General features: G+C 61.3%; 20 protein-coding genes, 1 other RNA gene and 1 pseudogene. 13 read left to right on the plus strand and 9 right to left on the minus strand.

Features of this window, described 5'->3' with window-relative positions; all coding sequences use genetic code 11:
* The first annotated feature begins 4 nt into the window (after positions 1 to 4).
* Positions 5 to 446, plus strand: a pseudogene (locus J2J98_RS17675) (NUDIX hydrolase).
* A gap of 31 nt (positions 447 to 477) precedes the next feature.
* Entirely contained in the window at positions 478 to 1041 is a 564-nt protein-coding gene (locus tag J2J98_RS17680; protein ID WP_207601722.1) for a DinB family protein, read from the plus strand.
* On the opposite strand, the gene J2J98_RS17685 is transcribed toward J2J98_RS17680, so the two are convergent.
* Both J2J98_RS17685 and mprF read right to left on the minus strand, forming a co-directional pair.
* The gene (locus tag J2J98_RS17685) at positions 1038 to 2420 is read right to left on the minus strand and encodes a virulence factor family protein (protein WP_207601723.1); all 1383 of its coding nucleotides are present in this window, start codon (positions 2418 to 2420) and stop codon (positions 1038 to 1040) included. The genes J2J98_RS17680 and J2J98_RS17685 overlap by 4 nt on opposite strands.
* Positions 2417 to 5020 carry a bifunctional lysylphosphatidylglycerol flippase/synthetase MprF gene (gene mprF / locus J2J98_RS17690; RefSeq protein ID WP_207601724.1) on the minus strand — a complete coding sequence of 868 codons (2604 nt, stop codon included), beginning with the start codon at positions 5018 to 5020 and terminating at the stop codon, positions 2417 to 2419. The genes J2J98_RS17685 and mprF overlap by 4 nt, the downstream gene beginning before the upstream one ends.
* A 237-nt stretch (positions 5021 to 5257) precedes the next feature.
* On the opposite strand from mprF, the gene J2J98_RS17695 reads away from it, so the two are divergent.
* Positions 5258 to 5635 (plus strand): DoxX family protein, encoded by a 378-nt coding sequence (locus tag J2J98_RS17695; protein ID WP_064708800.1) that lies wholly within the window; start codon positions 5258 to 5260, stop codon positions 5633 to 5635.
* Between the two features lie 6 nt (positions 5636 to 5641).
* Here the strand turns inward: J2J98_RS17695 and J2J98_RS17700 are convergent, their stop codons facing one another.
* From J2J98_RS17700 to J2J98_RS17715, 4 genes are all read right to left on the minus strand, one after another.
* A complete protein-coding gene (locus tag J2J98_RS17700; protein WP_207601725.1) occupies positions 5642 to 7753 on the minus strand; it encodes a mechanosensitive ion channel family protein in 2112 nt (703 codons plus the stop codon).
* A 202-nt stretch (positions 7754 to 7955) separates the two neighbouring features.
* A complete protein-coding gene (gene gnd / locus J2J98_RS17705) occupies positions 7956 to 8987 on the minus strand; it encodes a phosphogluconate dehydrogenase (NAD(+)-dependent, decarboxylating) (protein ID WP_207601726.1) in 1032 nt (343 codons plus the stop codon).
* A 246-nt stretch (positions 8988 to 9233) separates the two neighbouring features.
* A complete protein-coding gene (locus J2J98_RS17710) occupies positions 9234 to 9590 on the minus strand; it encodes a VOC family protein (protein WP_138394840.1) in 357 nt (118 codons plus the stop codon).
* A 10-nt stretch (positions 9591 to 9600) separates the two neighbouring features.
* Positions 9601 to 10083, minus strand: coding sequence for an SRPBCC domain-containing protein (locus tag J2J98_RS17715; RefSeq protein ID WP_064708796.1), 483 nt, complete (start codon positions 10081 to 10083; stop codon positions 9601 to 9603).
* A gap of 57 nt (positions 10084 to 10140) precedes the next feature.
* On the opposite strand from J2J98_RS17715, the gene J2J98_RS17720 reads away from it, so the two are divergent.
* From J2J98_RS17720 to J2J98_RS17730, 3 genes are all read left to right on the plus strand, one after another.
* Positions 10141 to 10473, plus strand: coding sequence for an ArsR/SmtB family transcription factor (locus J2J98_RS17720; RefSeq protein ID WP_064708795.1), 333 nt, complete (start codon positions 10141 to 10143; stop codon positions 10471 to 10473).
* 64 nt (positions 10474 to 10537) lie between these two features.
* The gene (locus J2J98_RS17725) at positions 10538 to 11104 is read left to right on the plus strand and encodes a helix-turn-helix transcriptional regulator (protein WP_064712147.1); all 567 of its coding nucleotides are present in this window, start codon (positions 10538 to 10540) and stop codon (positions 11102 to 11104) included.
* Between the two features lie 68 nt (positions 11105 to 11172).
* A complete protein-coding gene (locus J2J98_RS17730) occupies positions 11173 to 12156 on the plus strand; it encodes an NAD-dependent epimerase/dehydratase family protein (RefSeq protein ID WP_207603162.1) in 984 nt (327 codons plus the stop codon).
* 79 nt (positions 12157 to 12235) lie between these two features.
* Here the strand turns inward: J2J98_RS17730 and ssrS are convergent.
* From ssrS to J2J98_RS17745, 3 genes are all read right to left on the minus strand, one after another.
* A non-coding RNA gene (ssrS, locus tag J2J98_RS17735) (6S RNA) lies at positions 12236 to 12394 on the minus strand.
* A 69-nt stretch (positions 12395 to 12463) separates the two neighbouring features.
* On the minus strand, positions 12464 to 12841 hold the full coding sequence (locus tag J2J98_RS17740) for a cell division protein ZapA (RefSeq protein WP_064708792.1): 378 nt from the start codon (positions 12839 to 12841) through the stop codon (positions 12464 to 12466).
* Positions 12842 to 12857: 16 nt separating this feature from the next.
* Positions 12858 to 13133 carry a DUF4164 domain-containing protein gene (locus tag J2J98_RS17745; RefSeq protein WP_004673381.1) on the minus strand — a complete coding sequence of 92 codons (276 nt, stop codon included), beginning with the start codon at positions 13131 to 13133 and terminating at the stop codon, positions 12858 to 12860.
* A 333-nt stretch (positions 13134 to 13466) separates the two neighbouring features.
* On the opposite strand from J2J98_RS17745, the gene tkt reads away from it, so the two are divergent.
* The 7 genes from tkt to J2J98_RS17780 all read left to right on the plus strand — a co-directional run bounded on the left by tkt (position 13467) and on the right by J2J98_RS17780 (position 22168).
* Positions 13467 to 15440 carry a transketolase gene (tkt, locus tag J2J98_RS17750; RefSeq protein WP_207601727.1) on the plus strand — a complete coding sequence of 658 codons (1974 nt, stop codon included), beginning with the start codon at positions 13467 to 13469 and terminating at the stop codon, positions 15438 to 15440.
* A gap of 81 nt (positions 15441 to 15521) precedes the next feature.
* The gene (gap, locus tag J2J98_RS17755) at positions 15522 to 16532 is read left to right on the plus strand and encodes a type I glyceraldehyde-3-phosphate dehydrogenase (protein WP_064708899.1); all 1011 of its coding nucleotides are present in this window, start codon (positions 15522 to 15524) and stop codon (positions 16530 to 16532) included.
* Between the two features lie 130 nt (positions 16533 to 16662).
* Positions 16663 to 16977 (plus strand): hypothetical protein, encoded by a 315-nt coding sequence (locus J2J98_RS17760; RefSeq protein WP_064712150.1) that lies wholly within the window; start codon positions 16663 to 16665, stop codon positions 16975 to 16977.
* Positions 16978 to 17143: 166 nt separating this feature from the next.
* On the plus strand, positions 17144 to 17323 hold the full coding sequence (locus J2J98_RS17765; protein ID WP_064708789.1) for a hypothetical protein: 180 nt from the start codon (positions 17144 to 17146) through the stop codon (positions 17321 to 17323).
* A gap of 450 nt (positions 17324 to 17773) precedes the next feature.
* A complete protein-coding gene (locus tag J2J98_RS17770) occupies positions 17774 to 19648 on the plus strand; it encodes a potassium/proton antiporter (RefSeq protein WP_064708898.1) in 1875 nt (624 codons plus the stop codon).
* A gap of 70 nt (positions 19649 to 19718) precedes the next feature.
* The gene (locus J2J98_RS17775) at positions 19719 to 20921 is read left to right on the plus strand and encodes a phosphoglycerate kinase (protein ID WP_171049238.1); all 1203 of its coding nucleotides are present in this window, start codon (positions 19719 to 19721) and stop codon (positions 20919 to 20921) included.
* A gap of 221 nt (positions 20922 to 21142) precedes the next feature.
* Positions 21143 to 22168, plus strand: a complete 1026-nt coding sequence (locus J2J98_RS17780; protein WP_138394844.1) for a class I fructose-bisphosphate aldolase — start codon at positions 21143 to 21145, stop codon at positions 22166 to 22168.
* Positions 22169 to 22219 lie beyond the last annotated feature (51 nt).

Below are 22219 nucleotides of genomic sequence, written 5' to 3' on the forward strand. Positions count from 1 at the left end.
CGGCATGAGCAAGCGCATTCGCCTGACTGCGGGCGTCGGACGTTTCAACCATCGCATCGCCGGCCTCGCCCTTCGCGATCGCAATGTGCTTGTTCATCGCGCCGAGCAGGAGCCTTTCCGGACTTTTCCTGGCGGCACGGCCGAAATCGGCGGAACGTGCTCTGGATAGTCGAGAATTTTTTCCACTTCGAGCAACGCGACTGGCACGAACTCAGTTTTTATTATCTCATCGAAATCCCGCCGCAATTCCCCTCCGGCCGCACGAAATCATCCATCGCGTCGAGGATGGCGACAACCATCTCGAATTCAAATTGGTGCCCGCAACGCGAAAGGCTCTGATCGACCTCGACATCCCGCCCTATTTCATCGCCGATGTAATCGAGACGCTGCCTGCCGCGCCACTCCACCTCGTCTGGCGCGATGGCAATCTCGACGACCGGAACTGACGCAAGTAGCGCCTGAAGAGGAGATGCGCCAATGCCGACCTTCGATCCCGTCAGGTCATTTCGCAAACTCGCTTATAATAATGCCCTTGCCAACCGCCGCCTGCTTCAGGCCTGCGCTGCATTGAAGCCCGGCGAGTTCGAAGCCCCGCGCACGAGCTTCTTCCCGTCAATTAAGGCAACTTTGAACCACATCATCACGGTCGACTGGTTCTATGTCGACGCGATGGAAGGCGGCACTCTCGGGCTCAAGGCCTTCGAGGTCGACGAACCTTTCGATGACGTTGGATCGCTGGCTGAAGCGCAGGCAAGGATCGACCATCGCCTGACGGCACTTTGCCAGGCGCTGACTCCAGAGAAGCTGGTCTCCACCGTCAGTCTCGATCGTGGTGACCGCATCCAGAAGGAGCGGCTGGAAGACGTGCTCGCCCACCTTTTCCAGCACCAGACCCATCATCGCGGCCAGGTGCATGCGATGCTCGCCGGAACCAGCGTCGCCCCGCCGCAGCTCGACGAATTCATCGTAGCCGACGACGCGAGATATCGCGGCAAGGAACTCGCCGAATTCGGTTGGAACGAAGAAACGCTGATGCGTTAATGTTGTAGCCGCTTTTTCAGCCCGTCGATGATCGTCTTGGTCAGGAGGTCGTAATTCTCATCGAAGTGATGGTCGCCAGGCAACTCGATGACCTCGGCCCCGCTATCCCTCACCGCCGGACAGGCGACATCGTCATCATCATCCTTGCCATAGATGCACTGCACGAGCTTCGGATCGACGTTTTTCAGGTCGGCGACCGGATCGCCTGCCGCCCCTTCCGTTTTCTGGCCAAGCCAACCAAGAACGGAGATGACGTAATCGACTTCGTGCGAGAGCGACAGCAGCGACAACTGCACCACCGAGGACTTCTCGGCTGGCTTGAGAAGCTGATAGGTCGCGGGCACGACGTCGGCGCCGAAAGAATAGCCGACGAGCAGCACATGCTTCACCTTCCACTGCTTGCGGTAGAAGTCGATAATCTTCGAGAGATCGCTTGCTGTCTCCTCCGGCTTGCGCTCCGACCAGAAATAATGAAGCGAATCGACGCCGACCACGGGAATGCCTTCCTTCTGCAGCGTGCCGCCGACTTCCTTGTCGATGTCGCGCCAGCCGCCGTCGCCGGAATAGATCACCGCCATCGTATCGAAGGCAGGCGTCGCCTCGAGCACCGCCAGCGGCAGGCCGAGCGGATTGCCGAAGGCGCCGGAGGCGGTGACGAGATCATCGAGAGTATCGCCAAATACCGTCTGCGCATCGTCGGTGGAATCGCGGATCTCGATTTCGGGATGGGCCTTCTTCAGCGCCTCGGCATGCGCCCTGCCGTCTTTGTCCGCGTTGGGCGTGAAGACCGTGATAACTGGATCCGGCAACGCTCCATCGTTGAGACCATAGACCGTGCGTCCCCCGACCACCTGTTTGGAAGCGGGCGTACAAAGCTCCTTGGCGAGCGAAATGCCTGCTTTAGGATCGATCGCAAGCGTCTGGCCGATCGTCGCATCCGGCGTCTGCGCAGCGATCGCCAACGCCAGGGCCCCGCCCTCGCCAATGCCTGCAACGATCGGCAGGTGATAGGCATTGTTGCCGGTCGCACGCTGGACCTGCTGGCTTAGCGACTCGATGTCCGAGACCATATAGACACAGCCGTCGTTGAGGCTGACGTCATAGCGGTTAAGTGCCCCCGCGTAGGAGGGAAAGTCGACGCCGATGACGACAGCCCCCTCGGAGACGAGCCTGTCGGCCTCGGCCTTCTCAAAATCGCCCCAGCCTGCGGCATCTGAGATCAGCATTACCGTGCCCTTCACCTCCCCTTCCGGCAGGAAAATGTGCGGCGACGGAATGAGCCCGGTTTCGAAGCTCTGCTTGGTCTCTTCGGCGGCATCAGCCGGTGCGGCCGCGAGCATGCAGGCGCATGCCGTGGCTAGAAGGATTGTCCTGATCATTTTCTCACTACCCCTTTCAATCCGCCCCCGATCAGAAATGTCGCGTCCATCAACGCGATCATCGGATTGCCTCCTCCGGAAACCGCAAGATAGCGCGGTTGCCAGTGCGGATGAAACTTGGATTTGAATGCCCGAAGGCCTTTGAAGTTATAGAAGCGCTCGCCGTGTTCGAAGACGGTGCTGCCGATACGGTCCCAGACCGGCGCGGCTTCGCGTTTCGACATGCCGGAGAGGGGCGCCATGCCGAGATTGAAATGAGTAAAACCCAGGCTGCGCAAATATTCCATGATCTGCACGAAGAGAAAGTCCATCGACCCCTTCGGCGCGTCCGGCGAGAAGCGCATGAGATCGATCGTCGCCTCCTCCCTCAATTCGGTGATGAGGATATTGGCGAAGGCGACGACCTTGCCGTCCTTCTTCAGGATGCCGACCGGCTGCGAGCAGACGTAGTCGGGATCGAAGGAACCGAGCGAGAAGCCTTTTTCCTTGGCATTGTGATGTTCGAGCCAGGCCGTCGAAACGGCGGCGAGATCATCGATGATGCCGGACACGTTTTCGGGTTCGACGACGGCGAACTCCAGCCCGTCGCGCTGAGCGCGGCTCGCCGTCTGACGAAGGTTTGCCCATTTGCCGCCCTTCATTTCGAAGGTTCGGAGATCTGCCACCGCCAGTTCGCCAAGCTTGAAGGCGCGAAGGCCGGCATCGGCGCAATGGGAGAGCAGCGCCGGCGAGATCTGGTAGAAGACGGCACGGCAGCCGGCGGCGCGCGCCGCTTCGACGAAGCGCCAGACGAGTTCCTGCACGGCACGATGATCGCCAACCGGGTCGAACAGCGCAATCCATGAGCGTCCCTGCCGGCCGTACATGATGAAGGCGTCGCCCTTTTCCGAAAACATGATGCTCTTGTCGCCCATGCGCACAAGATTGGCATCGGCATTCCCTTGCTTCCTTAAGATGTCGACGGCGAGCGCCAGCGCCTCCTCCGTCGCCGGCTCGGGCCGGAAGGTCGCCGGCCGGAGCAGGCTGAAGACGGCGATTGCCGAGGAGATGATGGTGATACCGAGCAAGGCGCGCAGGCCCCGCGGCGCCTCGGCGGTGAACTCGAACTGCCACCAGAGTTGGTTGCTGTATTCGACATCGCGATAGACGAAGAGCAGGATGATGACGGCGCCAACGACAATGACGGCGATCGCCATCAGCCAGGATGCCGTCATCGCCTGGTTGAGCAGCGACGCATGCCGGGTGAAGAGCCGTCGGCTGACGAAAAGCCCGAAGATGAAAAAGGCGAGAAACGCGGCTTCGACGAGCGCGATCGCCTTCAGAAGCGACAAGGTCAACGCGGCAACGGCCGAGAACACCGCGACCCACCACGCACCGTCGAGCCTCTGACCGAGGCCGCGCGCGGCGACCACCAAAGCAAGCCCGAGCAGGCTGGAGAGGAAGTGCGCCCCTTCGACCATCGGCAGCGGCAGATAGTTGGAGAGAAATTCCAGGTCCTGGTCCGGCGTCGGCGTGACGCTCGAAAACACCAGCATCACGCCGAGGAGCAGCGCCAAGGTCGACAGCAGCTGCGGCATCAGCCGTCCGCCGATACGGCGGACGCTGGAGGCGGCCGGGTGGTCGACAAAACGGCGCAGTTCCGCCGCCGAGACCGCGAGAACGGCGATGAGCAGCGGCAATACATGGTAGATCAGCCGGTAGAGCACCAGCGATCCCAGAACCGCGTCGATATTCACCGCACTGCCGAGCGAAGCGATGATCACGGTCTCGAACACGCCGAGTCCGGCCGGAACGTGGCTGAGCACGCCGAGACCCACGGCGATTGCATAGACGGCGAGGAAGACCGGCCAGCCGATGGCCGTCTGCGGCAAGAGCACGTAGAGCACCGACGCCGAGGCGGCGATATCGAAGGCGGTGACGAGGAATTGGCGCGACCAGGTGCGTGAATCCGGCAGGCGGATTGCTACGGCGCCGAGATCGAGCACGCGGCCTCCGCGGCCAATGATCAGCACAGCCGCGATAATGGCGATGATCGAGCCGGCGATCAGCCGGAGGAGAAAGGCGCTGACGCCGATCAGCGGTCCGATCTCGCTGGCGATGATGATGAGCGCGATCGACGCGACAGCCGCGAGCCCGAGGCCGAAGGAGAGCGTGACGAAGGCGATGATGCGGCCGATATCCTCCGGCGAGAGCCCCAGACGTGAATAAGCGCGGTAGCGGATTGCGCCGCCCGAGAGCGCACCAAAGCCGGCGGTGTTGCCGACCGCATAGGCGCTGAACGCCGTCAGCGCCACATGTGGAAACGGAAGCTTCTTGCCGATATATTCGATCGCATTGAGATCGTAGAAGACCAGCGAAAGGAAACTCAGCGCAGTAAAGAACAGCGCGAGCAGGATGGCGCTCGGCCTCGTCGCCGCCAGCGCACCGACGACATCGTCATAACGCACCTCGTTGGTAAGCTGCATGATCGCGTAACCGACGAGACAGAAGACGAGAAGTGTCGCGGCTGCCGTCAGCGGCGTCCTGTAACGTCTGAAAAGCTCGCTGAAGGAGAACCCCTCCGTCTCTTGCATCTCTTCCAAATTGCCGTGACCAGACATCTCGTACCTGCGCAATTTCTAGCTGTGCGGGAATCATTTTCGAAGACATACATGAGAGGCATATAAGCTGAATGAAGCAAATGCCGCTGCCGCCAAGCCTCGCCGCCTGCGCCTCCATTATCCCCAATTGGGGCGAATTTGCGCAGGCGAGCCCAGGCAGCACATTGCATTTTCGTAAGCTTACGAGGAGCTTTGTGACGATGACGCAGGTTTGAGAGGCGAGAAAGGGATCCGAACATGCAAGATGGCCTAGCCTTCATGATGCTCGTCATTGGCAGGCTGCTGCTCGGCGGTCTCTTCGTCGCTGGCGGCGTTCATCATTTTTTCGTCACTGTGCCACTGACCGACGCTATCGAAGCCCGCGGCGTGCCTCTTGCGAAATGGGTGTTGCTGTCCGGCAGCGTCTTTCAGATTGCCGCCGGTTTCCTCTTGATGCTGGGCCTCTTCGTTGCCGCGGCGGCCTTCGGCCTCATTATCTTTACGCTTGCCGCCTCGGTGCTGCTGTTGAATTTCTGGGACATGCAAGAAACTGCCCGTGACAGCGCCATCAACACCTGGAAAAGCAACATGGCCATTATCGGCGGCCTGCTGATAGCAGCGGCCGGCGCAATGTGAGGGAGTTCATGCCGCCGGCTCGCCCGCGGCGCGCGCCTGCACAGCATAGCGCGCCACGGCGGCATCCACCTCCGCATCCCGGTCGCCCGCCACCTGCACCGTCGGGACGGCAAATTCGATGCCGTTTTCCCTGAAGGCATTGCGGATCATCGCCAGCGCATTGCGGCGGATGACGAATTGCTCGCCGGGCTTCGTCATCATCGACAGCCGGATCTCGATCGCGAATTCACCGAACTGCTCGACGCCCTTCATCTTCAGCGTCTCGATGATGTGCGGGCCGAATTCCGGATTCTCGAGCAGCGTCTGGCCGATCTGCTTGATCACCTTCTTCGCCTTGACGAGATCGGTATCGTATTTGACGTTGAGGCTGATCTTGTCGATCGTCCAGTCGCGATTCAAGTTCTTCACGGCGCCGAGCTCGCCAAACGGCACGGTCGTCAGCGGTCCGCGGTGATGCCTAAGCTTCACCGAGCGCAGGCTGAACGCTTCGACGACGCCCTTGTGGCTGCCGCTTTCGATATATTCGCCGACGCGGAAAGCATCGTCCCAGAGATAGAACATGCCGCTGATGACGTCCTTGACGATTGTCTGGGCGCCGAAGCCTACCGCAACGCCGACGACACCTGCGCCGGCGATGAGCGGCCCGATCTCGATGCCGAGACCCGACAGCACCATCAGCACGGCGATGACTGCGATCACGACGGCGAGAATGTTGCGGAAGATCGGCAGCAGCGTCTGAATCCGCGCATGTTTGGCCTTCTCCTCGTCCGTCGCGGTGCCGTCCAAGGGTGAATCGAGCAGCTTGCCGTCGATAAAAGCTTTAACGACGTGCCAGAGCAAATCAGCAGCGAGCAGGATGACAATCCCGCCGATGACGCCGCGCGCGATCTTGTCGGCCATCCGATCGCCGGCAGCCATGGTATCGGCGCCGACGCCGAGCATCCGCCCGAGCCAGATGGCGGCAAAGGCGATAATCAGCGCCCGCACGCCTCGGTCGAGCAGTACGGCGGCGATGCGGCGTGTGGCGAGGAAGCTCGCTTCGGTCTGTTGCAGCGATTTCACCGCAAGCGTCGAGACCGCAAGCACGCGCGGCAGCAACAGCACATAGATGCCGAGCCAGAGCAGCCCGTTGAAGCCCACGACCCACAGTCCCCAAAGCAACATGAAATAAATGGTAAGCGCCCAGGAGATTCCATAACCGCGCTTCTCGTCCTTATGCGGCCGCGACCAGACCCCCTCGATCGCGATCAGCAGCAGGCCGTTGCCGAGGATGTAACCGACGAGAAGCCGAGCGCTCGGTGTATAGCCGAGCGGCGCCATCGACTGGATCACCGCCCAGCCGAAAGCGAAATAGATGACGAAGGTCGCGCAACGGCGATACCAGAAGAGCGTGACGGAACGTCCCGGCATGATTGGAGCAGTGACACCCTGCCGCTCCTCCTCGGCCCGCGCGAGTCCAATGAGATCGACCAGCACACCGCCGAGGCAGATCGTAAAACGCTGGACGATCAGCGCAACGACACAGACGATCGCGATACTCTGGCTGAGTGGCGGCCAATCGAGGCTGAGAAGCGTGAGCACCGTCGCCGCAGCAAAGATCAACGCCGGGATGACGCGCGGCGCCAGATGCATGCCTGCCATCGCAGCCAAACGGCGACGGCGGCGGCGGAAGGCATAGCGCGCGATGCTTTCGACGATTGCACCGAGCAGAAAGATCGCAATGAATCGAGCGATCATGCGAACCCGGCCGGTCGCAGCGATTTCACCGAGAAGCAGCGAGGATGCATTGCCGATCTGCGAGGGCAGCGTCATGGCGGCATCGGAAACCATTGAGACATGCCGCCGAGAATGCTGCAGCAAACCTGATAGGACCGACATCGGGTTTTCGGCAGCCGCGTCGCCAGCAGGGGCCTCCGCCATCTGCGTCGACATCCACTGCTTCACCTCGGGGGCCTGCATGAGCTGCATCATCTCACGCACCTGCGCTGGCGGAACGGCCGCGACCGGCGCTTGCTCCGGCGTCTGGGCGAAGGCCTGCGAAACAATCGCCAAGAACGTCATCAATGCCAGTATGCAAAATATGACGGCCTTCAAGCCCTGCGCCACGCTACGCTCCATGCCCGCCTCCAATGGAGTAATCGGCCGCCGGAACGAAGGCGGCTTCAAGATTTCTCTTGGGCAATGCATACTCGCGACCCTTGCCGCCAGCAAGCCGTACAGACACCATACCTACGGTTAGGAATGACAGACGCGCCCCTCACGACGAGAGTGCGCCCTCTGTTCAATGATCATGTCTGATCGGTGCAGGAAGCCTTGAGCTTCACGACTTCGGAGCCGGCTTTTCCACGTGGCCGCCGAACCCCGCGCGCATTGCCGACAGCACCTTGTTGGCGAACTCGTCATTGTCGCGCGACGAGAAGCGGCCGTAGAGCGCCGCACTCAGCACCGGCGTCGGCACGCTTTCGTCGATTGCCGCCATGATCGTCCAGCGGCCCTCGCCGCTGTCCGAAACACGGCCGGCATATTCCGACAGTGCCGGATCGGCATGCAGCGCATCGGCGGTGAGGTCGAGCAGCCAGGAGGTGATGACGCTGCCGCGGCGCCAGACTTCGGCAACTTCCTGCAAGTTGAAGTCGTATTGAAAATGTTCCGGGTGGGCGAGCGGCGCGGTTTCCGCATCGGCCTCATGCGAGGCAGCGCCAATATTAGCGCGCTTCAAGATGTTAAGTCCTTCGGCATAGGCAGCCATCAGGCCGTATTCGATGCCGTTATGCACCATCTTGACGAAGTGACCGGCGCCATGCGGGCCGCAATGCAGGTAGCCCTGCTCAGCGGTGCTGGCCGCAGCCGCCTCGGCGCTGCGGTTGGGGGAGGCTTCCGTCGTACCGGCCCCCGGCGCCAGTGTCGCGAAGATCGGCGAAAGATGCTGGACGATGCCTTTCTCGCCGCCGATCATCAGACAATAGCCGCGCTCCAGGCCGAAGACGCCGCCGCTGGTGCCGACATCGACATAATGGATGCCTTTGGTGATGAGCTCTGCGCCGCGGCGGATGTCGTCATGATAGTAGGAGTTGCCGCCGTCGATGACAATATCTCCGTTCTGCAGCAGCGGCACCAGACTCGCCAGCACCTTGTCGACAATCGCCGCTGGCAGCATCAGCCAGATCGCACGCGGATGGCTGAGCTTCGAGACGAATTCCTCAAGCGAAGCGCTGCCGGTCGCGCCAAGGCCTGCGAGCTCGGCAACGCTTTCGGGCCTGGCGTCGTAGACGACGCATTCGTGACCGCCCCGCATCAGGCGCTGGACCATGTAATTGCCCATGCGGCCCAAACCGACCATACCAAGCTGCATCTGAAATCTCCTGGGATTTATCAATATGATTCCGGAAACTAACACCGGCGTTGTGACAGGCAAGCGAAGTCTCAGACGCAAAGGAGATGCGATGATTACACCCTTGGCGCGGCTGGACGCCCGCTGTTGGTAATCTGGCGTCTTGGGAGCGTAATTCCACCCTTCTCTAAGAATATAACCGCCCTTTCGGGCGGCTTATATCCGATGTGTGGGGACATCCGTGGCGCGCGGATCGTCGGGTGGCGGTTAATCGCGGCCGGTCTCCCGCACCAGGTGCACGATACCCGCCGGATTGAGGATCCAGCCGCCGCGGAGGTCGGGCGGCAGCGTCTCGATCAGATCGCAGCGCGGAACATCGGCCTTCTCCAAATGCTCCGCAGCACGATCGAAATCCGGCGTCAGGAATTCCAGCCAAAGCTCAGCCTGGCTCATCGTCGGAACGCGGTCGATCCAGAGCCGGATCGGTCCGAGTTCGAAGGAAATATCGTTTCCTTCGATTTCCTTCAGCTTCACCACATCTCGGTAAAAGGAAACCGTCGCGTCATACTGATGCGGCGGAACCTTCATGGCGACGTCGACGCCGCCCCAGATCAAATCGCTCATGACGCTCCCCTCAACCTTCCTGCGCTTTGGCCTGCTCGCCGCGCATCTCGCTGAGGAACATGCCGTCACGCAGGTTGATGCCATATTCGACAAAGGCTTTCATGCAGCAGAACATTTGCGTCCATCCTTCCATGTTCAGGTATGTTCCGCGGCGCCCGGGCTCATCGTCCCGCCATCCGTCTTCGGCAATGGTCACCATGGTGCCGCCATCATCCAGCGGCTTGAAATTCATTTCCACAAGCGTCTTGTAGGGCTTCTTGTCTTCGTCCGTCGCGCCATCCCAGCGCAGGACGATCTTGCTCTCGGGCACCAGCTCGATCACTTCGACGGGCACATCCTTCCACCACGTTACTGTCACTCCCTGCGCAAGGGGCGCGCTCGCTCCGCCGACGGTGGTGAAATAGCTCGACAGCTTCGTTGGATTGACGACCGCGTCGAAGACGTCAGCCACTGGGCGGCCGATGCGACCCGAGACGCGAATATTAAGGGACATGAGACCTTCCTCCTCTTCTTCGTTGTATCCGGGACAATTATGTTATAAAAATATAACATGTCAAGCGAATCAAACGACGACCTCATATTCAAAGCCTTGGCGCATCGCCGCCGCCGCGAAATCCTCGACCTGCTGAAGAAAGAACCCCACACGACAGGTGCGCTCTGCGAGGCGTTCCCGGAGATGGATCGCTGCACCGTGATGCAGCATCTGAAGGTGCTTGAAGACGCGGATCTGGTCATTGCCAGGAAGGAAGGCCGGGAGCGCTGGAATCATCTGAATAGCCTACCCATTAAACATATCCACGACCGCTGGATCAGTGCCTATGCAGGCCATGCCCTATCCATCCTTGACCGGCTGAAGAACGACCTCGAAGGCCAGCCGGAATAACAGACCCGCTTGTCTCCCGGCCGACCGAAACCTATGCTGGCAGAAAATATGAGACGTAGGACGCATGACGATATCGGGAGCCGGCATACGCCGCATGCGGCTGCTGCGCAGCATGAAGCAGCAGCACCTCGCGGAACTCCTCGGCGTCGACCAGGCGACCGTTTCGCGTCTGGAGCGCGGCCAGCTTACCCCCTCGCCCCATCTGGCTGCTAAGCTGGAGCGAATTTTCGCCTCCCCGCAATATGCTGCGGCCGATGCGGCTTTGAAGCGGCTGGTCGAGGACTCCGTCCGGCCTGTGCATCTGATCTGCGATAGCACCCATCGGCTGCTGTCCGCCTCTCGCCCGCGGCAGGCGGAATGGCGCGCACCGCTCGGCGCTTTTCTCGGCCGCTCTCTTTTCTCCTACGCCTCCGCCGAGATCGCCGCCGCCGAACAATCTCTGGAGGAGTGCGGCTGGCACGAAGGCAGGCTGCTGTCGTTGACTTTCGATACCGGCGCCAACGGCAATGCACGCCTGCCGATTGCCGCCGGCCGCGTCACCTGGGACCGGATCATGCTCGCCGACGGCAGTGCCGGCCGCCTCGTCACGACCATGACGGAGCCTGCAGCTTTCCTGCACCCCGATGCATAATTTATGCGTTGTCCGCGAAGGCAGGTCTTTTGTAGCCTCCGCCGCGAAATGGGTCAGGAGGCGACGTGATGACGATATTGGTGACGGGAAGTGCCGGCCATCTGGGAGAGGCGCTGATGCGGACCCTGAGGGCGGAAAGCCGATGGGCGCGCGGCATCGACATCAAGCCCTCGGCTTTCACCGATATGGTCGGCTCGATCGTCGACCGCGACTTCGTCAGGCAGGCCATGTCAGGCGTCAGCCACGTCATCCACGCCGCGACCTTACACAAGCCGCATGTGGCAACCCACGCCAACCGCGACTTCCTCGACACCAATGTCTCCGGCACGCTGAACCTGCTCGAAGAGGCGACTGCCGCCGGCATTGCCAGCTTCGTCTTCACCAGCACCACCAGCGCCTTTGGCGCCGCATTGACGCCGGCAGCCGGCGAGCCCGCGGCCTGGGTCACCGAGGATGTGCTTCCCGTTGCAAGAAATATATATGGCGTGACGAAGCTCGCCGCCGAAGACGTCTCGGAACTCTTCGCCCGCAAATCCCGCCTGCCGGTTGTGATCCTGAGGACATCGCGTTTCTTTCCCGAAAGCGACGACGATCCCGAAATCCGCAATCGATATTCGGCGGAAAATGCTCAGGCCAACGAGCTGCTTCATCGCCGCGTCGACATCAGCGACGTGGTTGGCGCCCATCTGCTGGCGCTAGAAAAGGCGCCTGCGATCGGCTTCGGCCGCTACATTATCTCCGCCACGACGCCCTTTTCCTGTGGCGATCTCGCCGAACTCAGGGAAGACGCGCCTACCGTGGTCGAACGGCTCTTTCCCGGTGCGGGTGCCCTTTATGCCCGACGCGGCTGGAAAATGTTCCCGGCACTCGACCGCGTCTATGTCAACGAACGGGCAAGGCGCGAACTCGGCTGGCAGCCGCAATACAACTTCCCCTTCCTGCTCGAGTGCCTGCGCGACGGCAGGGAATGGCGCAGCCTTCTGGCGCGCGATGTCGGCTCCAAAGGTTACCACGACGAGGTCTTCGCCGAAGGGCCCTACCCGGTGAACTAGGATTGAGTTGCGGCCTCTGCGCATCATCACGATCCGGCCGAAGCGGGTCGTCGCGTCTTTCGCCAACATGAAAGGGAAAGTGCGATCCACGACAACCGATGGATGTTTACGATCCTGGGCGCCTACAAACGTAGGTGGGCACCGTGTGTCCAGGCCCACGGGCCTGGCCAGGGACAGCTCCCTTTGGATCGAGTATGGCCCCAGGGATTGTGGTTCCTGTCGAGAGGCGCAGACCGCATCGCGATATATAAGGTCGTTTGCGCCGACGCGCCAGTGGCGGCAGCAGGCAGTCCGTATTTAATTGAGATCAATTCAGCTCGGGAGCGGAACGGCCATTCAGTTTGTCGGTGATGCCGCGGATCCGGCTCGAAACCTCGCCGAGCGCCGCCGCCAGAGTTTCCTCGGTGCGGGCGGTCGCGGCAAGCACGGTGTCGCGGTTGCCGCGCAGCGACTCGAGCTCGGCTTCCAGCCCCGCTATGCGGCGCGTCAGCTCGGAAATCTCGTCCATGATCATGATGCCCGCCATGACAGTGATCCTGAGATCGCCGATCTCGCCGAACTGGCCCTTGAGATGGCCGACATAGCGGTCGAAACGGGTGGCGAGATCGGTCAGATGATCCTCCTGCCCTTCCTCGCAGGCCATCCGGTAAGCCTTGCCGTCGATCGTTACCGTCACCTGCGCCATCTCAAATTCTCTCTCATCAACGGTCCAGAACCGCGCGGATCGTCTCCATGGCCGTCACCAGCCGCCGCGATACCTCGCGATTGACCTCTTCCAGTCGGTTGGCCCGGAATTCGGCCTGGTCGAGCTCCTGTGCCAGCCTGGAGCGATCGGCATGCACGCGCCGCACCTCGCCCTCAATCTCTCCCTGCTCACGCTGCCGCTCGATGCGCATATCGACTGCGTTCTCGAGGCTCGAGATCGCCTGTCTCAGCTCATTGAGCGCTGCTTCCATGGTTTTGCCTGTGGGCGTCATGCCTTCCGCTTCCCCTGCAGGACCCGCGAATCGACACTCAGCGCCGATCCTTTGATTTCAAGAGGATATGCAGCTCGCCAACGGCCCGTCAATAAATGCTGCCACCTGTCCGCCGGCCTATCCTGTGGATGAGCGCTTTACCGATGTCTGCCGCGCCCAGATTTGTCATTTGTACAATCGTGCGATCAAATGTCAAAAAATGCCGCAGCGCACCCGGATTCGGCCTGCCATTTATTGACTTGCCCGTCTTAACTGGTATGTCTCAGCCGCTTTCACTCGATGGTCTTGGAGGCTCGAGGCCATCCCCCGACACCCGGAGCTTGCGGAAAAGCCATGACCTCTCCCGAACAACACGACCGGATGGCGAACGCGATCCGTTTTCTCGCCATGGATGCCGTTGAAAAGGCGAATTCCGGCCACCCGGGCATGCCGATGGGCATGGCTGACGTGGCTACGGTCCTGTTCACCAAATATCTGAAGTTCGATCCGAAGAAGCCGCATTGGCCGAACCGTGATCGGTTCGTGCTCTCTGCCGGCCACGGCTCGATGCTGCTTTATTCACTCCTCTATTTGACCGGCTACCCCGACATGACAGTCGAGGACCTGAAGCAGTTCCGCCAGATCGGATCCAAGACCGCTGGCCACCCGGAATACGGGCATGCGACCGGCATCGAGACCACTACCGGCCCGCTCGGCCAGGGCATCGCCAACGCCGTCGGCATGGCGATCGCCGAGCGCAAGCTGCGCGAGGAATTCGGGGCAGACCTCCAGGACCACTATACCTACGTCATCAATGGCGACGGCTGCCTGATGGAAGGCATTAGCCATGAGGCGATCGCGCTTGCCGGCCACCTGAAGCTGAACAAGCTCATCCTCTTCTGGGATAACAACTCGATCACCATCGACGGCGCCGTCTCGCTGTCGGATTCGACCGATCAGATTGCCCGCTTCAAGGCCGTTCGCTGGAACACGATCGAGATCGATGGCCACGATCAGGTCGCCATCGCCGATGCGATCGAAGCCGCCCACAAGTCCGATCGCCCGACCTTCATCGCCTGCAAGACCGTCATCGGCTTCGGCGCCCCAAACAAGGCCGGCAGCCACAAGGTTCACGGCAGCCCGCTCGGCGCCGATGAAATCGCCGCGACCCGCAAGGCGCTGAACTGGGATTACGAGCCATTCGTCATTCCTTCCGACGTTCTCGATGCATGGCGCCTAGCCGGCACCCGCTCCGACAATATCGTCAACGCATGGGAAGAAACCCTTGCCAAGTCGCCTATCAAGGCGGAGTTCTCCCGCCGCATGGCAGGCGAACTGCCGGAAGGCTTCGACGCCGCGATCGGCGCATATAAGAAGAAGCTCGCCGAGACCAAGCCGACGGTCGCAACCCGCAAGGCATCCGAGGATGCGCTCGAGATTATCAACGGTTTTGTACCGGAAACCCTCGGCGGCTCCGCCGACCTGACGCCGTCGAACAACACCAAGACCAGCCAGATGCACTCGATCACGCCGACGGATTTCGCCGGCCGTTACATGCATTGGGGTATCCGCGAGCACGGCATGGCTTCGGCCATGAACGGCATCGCGCTGCATGGCGGCCTTATCCCCTATAGCGGCGGGTTCCTGATCTTCTCGGATTATTGCCGTCCGCCGATCCGCCTTGCTGCGCTGATGGGAATTCGCGTCATCCATGTTCTGACGCATGACTCGATCGGCGTCGGCGAAGACGGCCCGACGCATCAGCCCGTCGAGCAGCTCGCCGGCCTGCGCGCCATCCCCAACCTGCTGGTCTTCCGTCCGGCAGATGCCACGGAAACAGCGGAATGCTGGCAGATCGCCATCAAGACGCACAACCGTCCTTCTGGTCTTGCCCTGACGCGCCAGAACCTAACGGCGGTCCGCACCGAATACAGCGAAATGAACCTTTGCGAGCAGGGCGCTTACACGCTCGCCGGCAATGCCGATGCCAAGGTGACGATCTTCGCCTCCGGCTCCGAGGTGGAGATCGCCGTCGCGGCTCGCGCAGCCCTCGAAGCCAAGGGTGTGGCGGTGCGCGTCGTATCGGTTCCCTGCACGGAGCTGTTCTTCGAACAACCGGAAGCCTATCGCAAGCAGGTGCTCGGCAACTCGCCGGTCAAGATTGCCGTCGAAGCCGCCGTCCGCGAAGGCTGGGATGCCTTCATTGGGCCGGAAGGCACTTTCATCGGCATGAAGGGCTTCGGCGCTTCCGGTCCGGTCAAGGACGTTTACAAGCATTTCGGCATAACCGCCGACGCCGTCGTTGCGGCTGCGGAAGCAAAGCTTTAATGAGAGCGCCTTGAGGCGCTCTCCATCTCCTCAATTCCAGGCCCGGCCTTTCGGGCCCTATTCTATCGGGAGTGAATGAACATGACAGTCAAGGTTGCCATCAACGGTTTCGGCCGCATCGGTCGTAACGTCCTCCGCGCTATCGTCGAATCCGGCCGGACCGACATCGAAGTCGTCGCCATCAACGACCTCGGTCCGGTCGAGACCAACGCCCATCTGCTGCGTTACGACTCGATTCACGGCAAGTTCCCGGCCGAGGTGAAGGTCGAAGGCGACACGATCATCGTCGGCGGCGGCAAGCCGATCAAGGTCACCGCGATCAAGGACCCGGCAACGCTGCCGCACCGCGAGCTCGGCGTCGACATCGCCATGGAATGCACGGGCATCTTCACCGCCCGCGACAAGGCCGCCGCCCACCTGACGGCCGGCGCCAAGCGCGTCATCGTCTCGGCTCCCGCCGACGGCGCCGACCTGACGGTCGTTTTCGGTGTCAACCATGACCAGCTCACCAAGGAGCACATGGTCATCTCCAACGCCTCCTGCACCACCAACTGCCTGGTGCCGGTCGTGAAGGTTCTCGACGACGCCGTCGGCATCGACCACGGCTTCATGACGACGATCCACTCCTACACTGGCGACCAGCCGACGCTCGACACGATGCACAAGGACCTGTATCGCGCCCGCGCTGCCGCCCTCTCCATGATCCCGACCTCGACGGGCGCCGCCAAGGCCGTCGGCCTCGTGCTGCCGCACCTCAAGGGCAAGCTCGACGGCACCTCGATCCGCGTTCCCACCCCCAACGTCTCGGTCGTCGACTTCAAGTTCGTCTCCAAGAAGTCCACCACGGTCGGCGAAATCAACGAAGCGATCAAGGCTGCCTCCAATGGCAAGCTGAAGGGCATCCTCGGCTACACCGACGAGCCGCTCGTCTCCCGCGACTTCAACCACGACAGCCATTCGTCGATCTTCGCAACCGATCAGACGAAGGTCATGGAAGGCAATTTCGTGCGCGTCCTGTCCTGGTACGACAACGAGTGGGGCTTCTCCAGCCGCATGTCCGACACAGCCGTGGCCTTCGCCAAGCTCATCTGAGAGCTCGACCAGTGAATATCGCAGGCGGCCCGGGAAACCGGGCCGTTTTGTCATAGGCGTCTGAAGCCGGTCGTGGCATTATTGACAGCCCCGGAGCCGCCGTCGCACCCGGGGAGATAAAGGGGAATGGATGGACTACTTTACCGTTGAAATCGCCGGCCGCGCCGTCGCCAGCTTCCGTTCGAAAAACCATGAAGAAGCAACGCATTTCTTTGAAGCGGAAGACTTTCGCGACGATCTGACTATCCTTGAGTCCGAAGGCAAGCCCCTGTGGGACCGCAAGGCGACGCTCAGCCTGCGCAAGGCGACCGCTGAGGAAGCCAGCGAAGTCGAGCACGCCTATGAATTCGACGACGATCCGGAAAGGACTATCGACGACGAGTTCGTGGTTTTCCTGGTACCGGTCGAAGATCTGACCGACGAGGGCGAGGACACCGAAGACTGACAGTCGATCTGTATTGGTCTTCCGGTTTTTGAAGCCTTCTCGAAACGACCGGTTCGCTGCGGCCGGAGGACGGAATGAGAGTTGGCAATGCGCTGGCCATGCGTGATAGACTGAGGAAATGCATAACGCTGCACAATGGCTGAAATGATCCAAGTGGAGGCGATAAATGGCAGAGGCGCAAAAACGCTTGTCCCACACCACCCTCAAGCGGCGGCAGCGTTTTCACCCCAAGCGGGACGTCAGACCTGCCGTGCTGGCAAAGGCTAATCGCCTGGTCGTCCGGATCGCCGCGTTCATCGGTCTTGCGTTTCTCGCCATCGTCACACTTCAGGCAGTGTTGGGATAGCCGACCAGCCCGCGGCCGCTTCCGGCCAGCCCGGCATCCTATCCGCTACCCTCGGCGTTCATTTTCCCGCTCTCCGCATCCGGGCGCCTGTAATTCATTCTACCCCCATCGGCAAAGCGAAGGCGGCCGCCTGGACGGAGGAGCGATCTTATTCCGCTACCGTTCGCAGATGCCGGCAGGAAAAATCCGTACCCGTGTTTTTTGCCCTGCTCTCGCCTGATTTTCCTATACATTCTTTATAGAGAACTTCTCCCGTAGCATTCCGTGTCGGTCGCCGTCCGGCGAGCCGCTCAGCAGCATGATGTGGCATCGAGTCGAGGTTAAGCCGCAAGGCCTACCCTTCTCTGGGATTTTGCCCTTTACTGGCGGATCGCCAGGCGTGGCGGGGGAATGAAGCAGGGCGGAGCGCCGGAGGCCGCGTTCGCCAAGCAGTCGATGGAAGGGGTGGGCATGGAAGCGTTCTATATTGTGGTACTGGTCGCGACGGCGCTCGTGCTTCTGGCCGCTTTTTCGAGCCTGCTCGCCTTCCGCTTCGGCGCCCCGCTGCTTCTTCTCTTCCTGATGATCGGCCTTGCCGCCGGCGTCGACGGCCTCGGCATCGAATTCAGCAACAACTATCTCGCCTATATTCTCGGCTCTATTGCGCTCGCCGTCATTCTGTTTGATTCCGGCTTCGGCACGCCGATGCAGGCCTTTCGGCTCGCGGCCGTGCCTTCTTTGACGCTCGCCTCGGTCGGCGTTCTGATTACCGCATCGCTGTTTGCCGTCGCGGCCATGTGGCTTTTGAACTTCACCTGGCTCGAAGGCCTGTTGCTCGGCTCGATCGTCGCATCGACGGATGCCGCCGCCGTCTTCTTCCTGTTGCGCATCGGCGGCATCAATATCCGCGATAAGGTGCGCTCGACGCTGGAAGTCGAATCCGGCACCAACGATCCGATGGCGATCTTCCTCACTATCGCCCTTGTCGAGGTCCTGGCGAGCGGCGAGCGTTACGCTGGCATCAACATCGGCATGCTCGCCATGTTCATCCAGCAGATGGGGCTCGGTGTCATTCTCGGCCTGCTCGGCGGCATGATGATCGTGCTGATCGTCAGCAAGCTTGATACGGATCGGGGCCTGACGCCGATCTTCGTGCTGGCGCTCGCCCTTCTCGTTTTCTCCTTTGCCGGTGCGGTCGGCGGCAGCGGCTTCCTAGCCGTCTATGTCGCCGGCATCTATGCCGGAAACCGGAGAATGCAGGCGCTCGGCACGATCAAACGCTTCCAGGACGGCATGACTTGGCTGGCGCAGATCATCATGTTCCTGGTGCTGGGCCTGCTCGCCACGCCCTCACAATTTCCCGCCATCGTCGTGCCGGCCATCCTGCTTGCCCTCTTCCTGATCTTCATTGCCCGGCCGCTGGCAATCTGGCTGTCGCTGCTTCCATTCGATTATACACAACAGGAGATCGGTTTCGTCGCCTGGGTCGGCCTGCGTGGCGCCGTCTCCATTCTGCTTGCTATCATGCCCATCCTCGGCGGGCTGGAAAACGGCCAGCTCTTCTTCAACACCGCCTTCATCATCGTGTTGGTCTCCCTGCTCATCCAAGGCTGGACGATCAAGCCGATCGCCAAGAAGCTCGGCCTGATCATTCCGCCGCGCATTGGCGCCGTCGACAAGGTCGAGGTCGACCTTCCAGGCGCTGCCAACCACGAACTTCTCTCCTATCGTGTGATCAAGGATAGTCCCGTACTGCGCGGCGAGCGCATTCCGCGCTGGGCCACTCCTTCGCTTGTCATCCGCGACGGCAAGTCAATGCGTTATCAGTATGCCGGGCGGCTGCGCGAGAACGATCTCGTCTATCTCTTCATCGTGCCGAGTTATTCCCGCCTGCTCGACCGCCTCTTTGCCAGCCGCGCGCCCGTGGATGAGGACGATGCCGAATTCTTCGGCGCCTTCGCGCTCTCCCCTGCCCGCCCCGCGGCCGATCTCGATGCCGCCTACGGGCCCGGCCTGCTCCACGAATCTGAAAAAGGCCTGACGATCGCGGAACTGATGCGGCAGCGCCTCGGCGGCAAGGCCGATTATGCCGATCGCGTCCGCCTCGGCTCGATCATCCTCATCGTCCGCGATCTCGACGAGCACGACCACATCACCTCCGTCGGCATGTCGCTCGAAGCGGTCGAACCTGCCACCACCCTACCGATTTTCATCAATCTCAAGGACATCATCCAGCGCATCCGCGAGCGGTTGGACGGACGCCGCAGCCGCGAAGCCGCGGCCTCCGAAACCATGCCGAAAGCATCGGCCGGAGGCGACAAAGCCAGACGCGAAAACGGCCGTTGAACGCCTTGCGTCTCGAATGATCCTTGCTATGGTCGGCGCGACTTCCGCCAACCAAGACTGGATTTCCCCCATGCCTTCTTTCAAGACCCTCGACGATCTCTCCGACATCAGCGGCGAGCGTGTGCTCATCCGGGTTGACCTCAACGTCCCGGTCAAGGACGGCAAGGTTACCGATACGACGCGCATCGAGCGCGTGGCGCCGACGATCCTCGAATTGTCGGGCAAGGGCGCCAAGGTGATCCTGCTAGCTCATTTCGGCCGGCCTAAGGACGGCCCTTCGCCGGATCTGTCGCTGTCGCTGATCGCCCCTTCCGTCGAGGAAGTGCTCGGCCATACCGTGCTGACGGCCTCCGACTGCATCGGCGATGCGGCTGCCTCCGCCGTCGGCGCGATGAAGGACGGCGATATCCTGCTCCTGGAAAACACTCGCTTTCACAAGGGCGAGGAGAAGAACGATCCCGATTTCACCAAGGCGCTCGCCGCCAACGGCGACATCTATGTCAATGACGCCTTCTCCGCCGCCCACCGCGCCCATGCTTCCACCGAGGGCCTTGCCCATCTCCTGCCGGCCTATGCCGGCCGCACCATGCAGGCCGAGCTGGAAGCGCTGGAAAAGGGTCTCGGCAATCCCGCCCGCCCCGTCGTCGCCATCGTCGGGGGCGCCAAGGTCTCAACCAAGATCGATCTTTTGATGAACCTCGTGAAGAAGGTCGACGCGCTCGTCATCGGCGGCGGCATGGCCAACACCTTCATCGCCGCCCGCGGCACCAATGTCGGCAAGTCGCTTTGCGAGCATGATCTCGCCGAAACCGCCAAGCAGATCATGATCGAGGCAGCGACCGCCGGTTGCGCCATCATCCTGCCGGAGGACGGCGTCGTCGCCCGCGAGTTCAAGGCGGGTGCCGCCAATGAAACGGTCGATATCAACGCCATTCCCGCCGATGCCATGATGCTCGACGTCGGCCCGAAATCCGTCCATGCCATCAATGCCTGGATTGAGCGCGCCTCGACCCTTGTCTGGAACGGCCCGCTCGGCGCCTTCGAGATCGAGCCCTTCGATGCCGCAACGGTCGCTGCGGCAAAATACGCCGCAGAGCGCACAGCGGCCGGCAAGCTGACCTCCGTTGCCGGCGGCGGCGACACCGTCTCAGCGCTGAACCATGCCGGCGTTGCCGACGATTTCACCTATGTCTCCACCGCTGGCGGCGCTTTCCTCGAGTGGATGGAAGGCAAGGAACTTCCCGGCGTCGCCGTCCTCGGCGCCGGGAGATAAGCATCAAGCAATTTGGCAGGTTTTACATGTGGATAGACCGCGGCGGCGAGGAGCCTCCGCGGTCTTTTGCTCAGGCGCGGTAAAAAATCCCAATCTTTCAAACGATTGAATTCATTTCAATCGTTTCAATGACTTAGCCCTCCATTTTCCTCTCTATAAACTTCTGTTATCGCCGTCCTATATTCTTAAACCGCCGATGTTTCATGCTGTGGAGAGAACGAATGAGCGAACGACTGGAAGACATTGCAGTGCAGATGGTTGCTGGTGGCCGGGGACTGCTAGCCGCTGATGAATCGACCTCCACCATCAAGAAGCGTTTCGACACGATCAATCTCGAATCAACCGAAACGAGCCGTCGCGATTACCGCGAGATGCTCTTCCGCTCCGACGAGGCGATGAAGAAATATATTTCCGGCGTCATCCTGTTCGAAGAGACGCTCTTCCAGAACGCCGCAAACGGCACGCCTTTCGTCGATATTATCCGCGCCGCTGGTTCCATTCCCGGCATCAAGGTTGATACCGGCGCCAAGCCGATGGCCAAATTTCCGGGCGAGACCATCACCGAGGGCCTCGATGGCCTCGGCGAGCGCCTTGCTCGATATTACGAGGCCGGCGCCCGTTTCGCCAAGTGGCGCGGCGTCATCGCCATCTCCTCGACGCTGCCGACCCGCGGCTCGGTCCGCGCCAATGCTCAGGCGCTTGCTCGCTACGCCGCTCTTTGCCAGGAAGCCAAGATCGTTCCGATCGTCGAGCCGGAATGCCTCATGGACGGCAAGCCGGGCGACCACAATATCGACCGCTGCGCCGAGGTCACCGAATCCACGCTGCGCATCGTTTTTGAGGAACTGGCCGATGCCCGCGTCAGCCTCGAAGGCATGATCCTGAAGCCGAACATGGTCATCGACGGCAAGAACGCCCGCAAGGCCTCGGTCACCGAAGTGGCGGAACGCACCGTGCAGGTGCTCAAGCGCACGGTCCCGTCAGCGGTTCCGGGCATCGCCTTCCTCTCCGGCGGCCAGTCGACCGAAGAGGCGACCGCGCACCTTTCCGCCATCAATGCCATGGCTGACCTGCCCTGGTTCGTCACCTTCTCCTATGGCCGCGCCTTGCAGGACAGCGCGCTCAAGGCCTGGAATGGCAAGCCGGAAAATGTCGCCGCCGGGCAGCGCGAATTCACCCACCGCGCCGAGATGAACAGCCTTGCTGCCAAGGGCAACTGGCAGAAGGACCTGGAAAAGGCGGCCTGATCCAGGTAGCCTCAAGTCGATTGCAGAAAGGGCGGCAACTGGATGTTGCCG

The sequence above is a fragment of the Rhizobium bangladeshense genome (assembly GCF_017357245.1).
Taxonomy (GTDB): domain Bacteria; phylum Pseudomonadota; class Alphaproteobacteria; order Rhizobiales; family Rhizobiaceae; genus Rhizobium; species Rhizobium bangladeshense.